The organism is Bacteroides sp. MSSM.1001136sp1_RTP21357st2_D2_RTP21359_211015 (assembly GCF_040913205.1).
GTDB classification, from domain to species: Bacteria; Bacteroidota; Bacteroidia; order Bacteroidales; family Bacteroidaceae; genus Bacteroides; species Bacteroides ovatus.
This window is the reverse complement of sequence record NZ_JBDFVF010000022.1, coordinates 112,313-118,916: the sequence shown is the minus strand read 5'-3', so window position 1 is coordinate 118,916 and position 6,604 is coordinate 112,313. Positions and strand designations below refer to the sequence as shown.

Sequence of the window (6,604 nt, the reverse complement as noted above, 5' to 3'; positions counted from 1 at the left end):
TAATAAGATGAAAAGACAATATTGGTGTAAGATAAATGTATAAAAGATTAAGGAAAGAGTATAATGCGTTTTCCCTGCGGTAAGTTAACGTAAGAATAACGGTGTCTTTATGCAACAATACACAGTGGCGAGCATATCTTTACTTGCTTGTTAATGTTTCAAGTCCGCCTTCTTGAATAGAGTATAACAAGAAAGCACATTCTTTATCGCGATAAAGCGCAAATAGTTTGCTTTACAGATACCTTATCCGTACCTTTGAAACCAATAACAAACACTTACTCTCATTAAATATCAAGAGAAGAAAAATGAAGATTACACAAATCAGGGAAAACGGAGATACGGAGGCACTAAGCGTAACAGACATCGACCTGCTGATAGAAAAAATGAAAAAAGAAACTAAGCTCCGCCCGGTAACCGGATTACGTCAGGCCCTGCATTTTGTTCTACCCGATGAGCCTTGTTCCCTCGCCAGCAAACTACCACGAGTGATTCCCGCAGCAGCCTTCGGGCGAGTGAACGGAGTGAAGCGAATGAAAACCTACAATGGCATTGTAGAACTGACCATCGGTCCGCTAGCCGGAAAGACAGAAGTGGAAATCGTGAAGCAAAAGGCTGCCGAACTTCCCCAAACAATGCTGGCTTTTATGGGAGCAAGTGGTAAAAGCGTCAAGATATGGACTTGCTTCACCCGTCCGGACGGCACTTTACCGCAAACAACGGAAGAAGCCGAAGTGTTTCAGGCACATGCTTACCGGCTTGCCATTAAATGTTATCAGCCTCAACTTCCCTTCAACATTCTATTAAAAGAGCCGAAACTGGAACAATTCTCACGTCTTAGTTATGATCCGGACTTGATTTATCGTCCCGCTCCCGTACCTTTCTATCTTTCACAGCCCATCGGTATGCCCGGCGAGATGACTTATCATGAGAAATCGAGCACTGAAGCATCTCCGCTGAATCGAGCACTGCCGGGGTATGACACGGAAGATACGGTAGCATTGCTTTATGAAGCGGCATTGCGGAAAACATTCGAAGAAATGGAAACGGACTGGCATCGAAACGATCATGATTTGCAAACATTAGTAGTCCCGCTTGCCGAAAATTGTTACTACTCTGGCATCCCGGAAGAGGAGGTAACCCGACGAACCATCACGCGTTATTACAAAAGAAAAAATCCGATGCTGGTACGCGAAATGATAAGAAACGTATATAAGGAATGTAAGGGAGTGCCCAAAAGCAGCTGCCTGACTAAAGAGCAACGTCTTAGCCTGCAAATGGATGAATTTATGAACCGTCGTTATGAGTTCCGTTATAATACGCAGATCGGGGAAGTGGAATATCGGGAGCGTTTCTCGTTTCAGTTTTATTTTCATCCTATTGACAAACGGGCACAAAACAGTATCATGCTTGATGCCCAATCCGAAGGTATTGGCGTATGGGACAGGGACATAGACCGATACTTACATTCCAACCGTGTGCCAATCTACAATCCGTTGGAAGAGTTCCTGTTTCATCTGCCTCATTGGGACGGCAAAGACCGTATTCATGCTTTGGCAAACAGGGTTCCTTGCAAAAATCCGCATTGGGAATTACTTTTCCACCGTTGGTTCCTGAATATGGTTTCACATTGGAGAGGGGTAGATAAAATGCACGCGAACAATACGTCACCCATATTAGTGGGCCGCCAGGGAACTCATAAATCAACTTTCTGTCGTGAAATGATTCCACCTGCACTTCGCGCTTACTATACAGACAGTATTGATTTCAGCCAAAAACGGGACGCAGAACTGTATCTGAATCGATTTGCGCTCATCAACATCGATGAGTTTGACCAGATTACCCTGCCACAACAGGGATTTCTGAAACATATTCTTCAAAAGCCTGTGGTCAATCTACGGAAACCGCACGGTCGCTCGGTACTTGAATTGCAGCGGTATGCTTCATTTATCGGTACAAGCAATCAGAAGGATTTGTTGACTGATCCTTCGGGAAGCCGCCGTTTCATTTGTATTGAAGTGACAGGAAACATCGACACTACACAGCCGATAGATTATGAACAGCTTTATGCACAAGCCATACACGAGATTTATCATGGTGAACGATACTGGTTTGACAGTGAAGATGAGCAGATTATGACTGAAAATAACCGTGAGTTTGAGCAAACACCAGCTATGTTGCAATTGTTTTATCAGTATTTCAAGACTGCGCAAACGAAAGAGGAAGGGGAATTTCTTACTCCAGTCGAAATCTTGAATTTTCTGAAGAAAAAAAGCGGTATTTCATTGTCCGATAACAAAGTATATCACTTCGGGAGATTGCTGCAAAAATGCGGCATTCCTTCGAAGCATACTTATAAAGGTACTGTTTATCAGGTTATAAAGGTATTATAAGAGATAAAAGTAAGGCTGACAATAAAAGTCGGGATATTTTATTATCAGCCTATTATCAATGGTTATTGTCAGGTGACAGAGTGCTGATATTCATCTACTTGAGTGTATCCCTGACAGTATGACAATAAAACAGGTACAAATCTTATATGAGTAGTAACATACGAATCATAAGAGCCCCTCTCACATTCCCTGTTTAGAATAAATCCATTGCAAAGCCTGTGACCAATGTTCCGGATAAGCATAGTGCTCGGCTTCCTCCATTATCACAATCTCTTTAGGGGAAGTAATTACGTTATATACAGAAAATGTGGAAGTAGGAGGACATACCATGTCGTTATATCCTAAATAGAAGAAGACCGGGACTTTCAGCTGCTTTGCGAAATTAGCCACATCATAATAAGAAGATACTTCCAATTTCTTCTTTCTGATTTCGACAGCATCGGTGGAATCTCTGAATAAATGCGGCCATCCACCTGCCCGTCCTTTCTCATAGCCGCTCAAATCGCTAAGTGCCGGAAAGAAGCTAACGACTCCTGTCACACGCGGATTAAGAACCGCCGTGACGATGGCTAACGCACCTCCCTGACTACCTCCCTGCACCAAGAGGTTGCTGCCATCAAATTCTTTCATAGAACAAAGATAATCTACCGCACGTACACATCCCATATAGACGCGTTTATAATAAACTTCATCACGATTGTCCCAATTCTGATATTGATATCGATAAAGACCTCCCTGGCTCAAACTAGCATAAACGGACGGTTCTAATGTTACCGGAATACCATGAATGCCAATTTCCAACGTAATCATACCTTTTTCCGCTTCTACAATTGCACCGGCATATCCCCGTACTCCCGCCCCCGGTACCCGCAATAAAGCAGGATACTTCCCGGGCTTTACCGGCACACAAAGAATACCATATACCCGGCTGTTCAAACGGTAGTTCTGTACATTCCATTCATAAACATTCACCTTCTCGGTACAACGTTCGGGCAGTAAACGCAATTTCGCATTCATAGGAATTCGAACATTCTCCTGTTTGGCATTTTCCCAGAAAGTATTGAAATCGTTTGGCAAAACAGCTGTCGGTTTTATCTTCTCAGGTTCAAAGGCAGCCGTAGCCCGTCCTTCAACAGTTCTACCGTCATATTTTGTCCAGACACGACAACGCAAAAAGCCAGGAGTTTTCATGGTTCCGGCATCCAATGTCAGCACACCATTTTCCAAGACAATGGTATCTTTGAGTAACGGATGCATCATATCCTGAGCAACTTCATACCATACAGTCACATTTTCTTGAGGTACACGATTCTTTGTCACCACAACGTTGAATTTCACCTTCTCACCCAGTTCGTACTTCCAATCGACATGATCAGGTACAACATTCACTTTAACCATTCTTTCCTGCAATTGGGCGGACAGAGCCGCCGCCATGCAGAAAGAAATGAATATAAAAAACAGTCTTTTCATAAACTACTATTCAAAACCTTCGCTACAATACAGAAAAGTCCCATACCCCAAATGAGCAATATCAGTACCGGCGTTTTCAGGACGAACCTTTGTTTCTAAGACTTCTTTCACATAAGGCATTCCCAATCCTAAACGTGTCGCATAATGATTGTACACCCGCTCATAGACAGGAGCAAATTTACCACGTCTTGATTCAGGTCTCTGACCACTGGCTACCTCTTTCTTGTCTACTTCGTCTATTTCATACCAATTATACTTCCCGGTGAGTTCCGGCATATACTTGAATGGCACATCATACCCTAAATTATATTTAGCTGTATATTCATAGCCTTTCAGCAAGCGGTTGTCTAACACACCGTAGAGATCAGTACCTTGTTTCCAGGCCGTCTCACAAAGCATGGACATCATACCTAATCCCAACTGTGCATGTGTTTGGTCACGACCACTTTCCTGACATTGTCCAGTTTCTCCATCTATATAATAACGTATAGAACCATTTTCATATCCGTAAAGATAAATATCTATAGCTTTCTTATACATTTCCATATCATCCAATACAATCGCCATGGCCATGTAACAGTTAATGGCAGATGCGCCAAAGTTACCGACTGCCTTATTCTTAGGCTCTGTGATAGAGAAGAAATCATCTAATACGGGAATAAAACACCGCTTAAACATATCACATGCTCCCTGAAAGTCCTCATTCGTCATCCCGGAACCATCAAGATATCGCATAAGCTCAACAGCATAAACTAGTTTTATGCATAAGTTACCCACCATCAATACATGATCCAAACCGGCTTGTCTCGCACTATAGACAGGCTTTTTAAGGCTGGCGGAATAGCCACGTATTATCTCCATTGACTTATCAGCATAGCCTTTTTGTTGTGTAGCAGCAAACATAATGGCATTCTGACAAGCTGCCGCAAAATCGTTTCCAAATTGATTCATGATGTTCGGATGAGAAGCATCTTCACCGGCATAAATTTCATCATAAGGACCATTCATTATATATGTACTTTGAGAGAGTTTATCCGCGCTCAATAATTCATAACCCGCATATTGTGGTTGTATCTGTTGGGTAGCAATCTTACGAAAACGCTCGATGTCTTCTACAGTAAAAACAACTCCCGGGTGTTCAAATTCCGTAGGGTAGGTCACTTCTATGCGAGGCAACGGCCAACTATCTATATCGGTCGTCCCATCTTCTATTTCACTGTTACACGAGCATAGTGAGGTGCAGGCAATCACCATGCCTGCTACCTTTATCTGATTCTTTATATAATCTATCTTCATAATCATTTAACTATAAGGTGAATATAAGTCCATATTATTTCCCAGCCTCAACCTCTGAAAACGTCATCATTTCTTCTACACTCTTAAATGTACGTATCCAGTCTGCCGAGAATGAAGGAATATCGACTTTTAATATCTTGAACATAAAGGCTCTAATCGGAACGACCCCTTCTGTATTGGTAAACTGTGCTAAGGAAGATGCGTCATAATAAACCAGTTGTGTACCATCTGACAATTTCTCAACTTTCATAGCCGGTGCGATATTTATGGTATTTCCCAAGTTAGCAAGATTAAGAGTATATTGTGCACCCGATGGTATATCTGTGCATTTCATGGCAATCACCGGATAATCTTTAAAATTCATATCCATCTGATTAGCTACCGTACTATAGACTCTTTGCATATACACGCGCTTATTATTATCAGCAGTCACGGTCATAACCAGTTTTCCGTCTTTACGCTCCATAGAGCCAATATTACTATTGATAGCCCATCCCTCAAAGTCTGTTGTGGCATCCCATACATAAAAACCTGAGGCTACAGTCAAGTCGATAGTCGATTTATTGCCAGTCTCTATACAAGTGGCAGTAACAGTGGCTGCTCCGAAGCCCATGGCTTTCACTTTTCCTCCTTCCACAGTCAATACCTTCTCATCGCTTGATGTCCATTCCACAGAACTTACAGTAGCTACTTCCGGTGTTAGCGTAAAGTCTAAATCAAGTTGCTGTTTCCAGTAGAGAACATCCGTATGAGGAACAATCTCAACATTCGTCGCAGGTTCATATTTCATCACTTTCAATGAATATTCTCCTCTTACATTACTGCCATCGTGCGTATATGCATAGATAGTCACATCTCCGGCTTTTATCCCCGTCACTACTCCATTCTTATCTACCGTCGCAATATTTTCATTGCTACTTGCCCAAGTCAAATAAGAATAAGTATGGTCAGCAGGCAATATATCATATTTCAACTGTAATTTATCAGTTTCGTAAACTCCTTCCTCAACGTTTGTAAACTGAATCCCGGTAGTCTTGATTACTTCCGGAATCACTGTTACCTCGATAGTCCGTACAGTGGATGCTGTTCCAAATCCTACCGATGGAGTTACGGTAATCATCGTTTTTCCCAACGATTTAGCAGAAATCGTTCCATCTTGTGATACTGTAGCTACCAATTCGTTAGTAGTCGTCCACTTCAACTCTGTATGATCCGCATTTTCGGGAGTAATATGATAGACAATAGTTGTATCTGTTCCCAACTGCACAGGCAGTTCACTACTCACTTCCAATGAAATAGCTGTAATCAACTTGTTCTCGGGCATGTCAGTAGTAAATTCCTTCTCTCCGCAGGAAGCTATTAACAGACATAAGCCAAGTAATACACCAGCCTCCCAATATCCTTTCTTAAACAATGAATATCTGTTTTTCATGTCACTTACAATTATT

Annotated in this window: 4 protein-coding genes; 1 reads left to right on the top strand and 3 read right to left on the bottom strand. The window is 42.0% G+C overall.

Features of this window, described 5'->3' with window-relative positions; genetic code table 11:
* Positions 1–305 precede the first annotated feature (305 nt).
* A complete protein-coding gene (locus tag AB5217_RS15165; protein ID WP_032845420.1) occupies positions 306–2,390 on the top strand; it encodes a BT4734/BF3469 family protein in 2,085 nt (694 codons plus the stop codon).
* 180 nt (positions 2,391–2,570) lie between these two features.
* Here the strand turns inward: AB5217_RS15165 and AB5217_RS15160 are convergent, their stop codons facing one another.
* The 3 genes from AB5217_RS15160 to AB5217_RS15150 are packed head-to-tail and all read right to left on the bottom strand — an operon-like array spanning position 2,571 to position 6,588.
* Positions 2,571–3,824 (bottom strand): acetylxylan esterase, encoded by a 1,254-nt coding sequence (locus AB5217_RS15160; RefSeq protein WP_080706898.1) that lies wholly within the window; start codon positions 3,822–3,824, stop codon positions 2,571–2,573.
* A 42-nt stretch (positions 3,825–3,866) separates the two neighbouring features.
* Positions 3,867–5,156 carry an alginate lyase family protein gene (locus AB5217_RS15155; protein ID WP_004305013.1) on the bottom strand — a complete coding sequence of 430 codons (1,290 nt, stop codon included), beginning with the start codon at positions 5,154–5,156 and terminating at the stop codon, positions 3,867–3,869.
* A 34-nt stretch (positions 5,157–5,190) separates the two neighbouring features.
* Positions 5,191–6,588 carry an Ig-like domain-containing protein gene (locus AB5217_RS15150; RefSeq protein WP_004305014.1) on the bottom strand — a complete coding sequence of 466 codons (1,398 nt, stop codon included), beginning with the start codon at positions 6,586–6,588 and terminating at the stop codon, positions 5,191–5,193.
* Positions 6,589–6,604 lie beyond the last annotated feature (16 nt).

Bases quoted from the DNA above. Each gene is read 5' to 3' on its own strand.
- AB5217_RS15165 (WP_032845420.1), top strand. From the start codon at position 306: ATGAAGATTACACAAATCAGGGAAAACGGAGATACGGAGGCACTAAGC.
- AB5217_RS15150 (WP_004305014.1), bottom strand. From the start codon at position 6,588: ATGAAAAACAGATATTCATTGTTTAAGAAAGGATATTGGGAGGCTGGT.
- AB5217_RS15160 (WP_080706898.1), bottom strand. From the start codon at position 3,824: ATGGCGGCGGCTCTGTCCGCCCAATTGCAGGAAAGAATGGTTAAAGTG.
- AB5217_RS15155 (WP_004305013.1), bottom strand. From the start codon at position 5,156: ATGAAGATAGATTATATAAAGAATCAGATAAAGGTAGCAGGCATGGTG.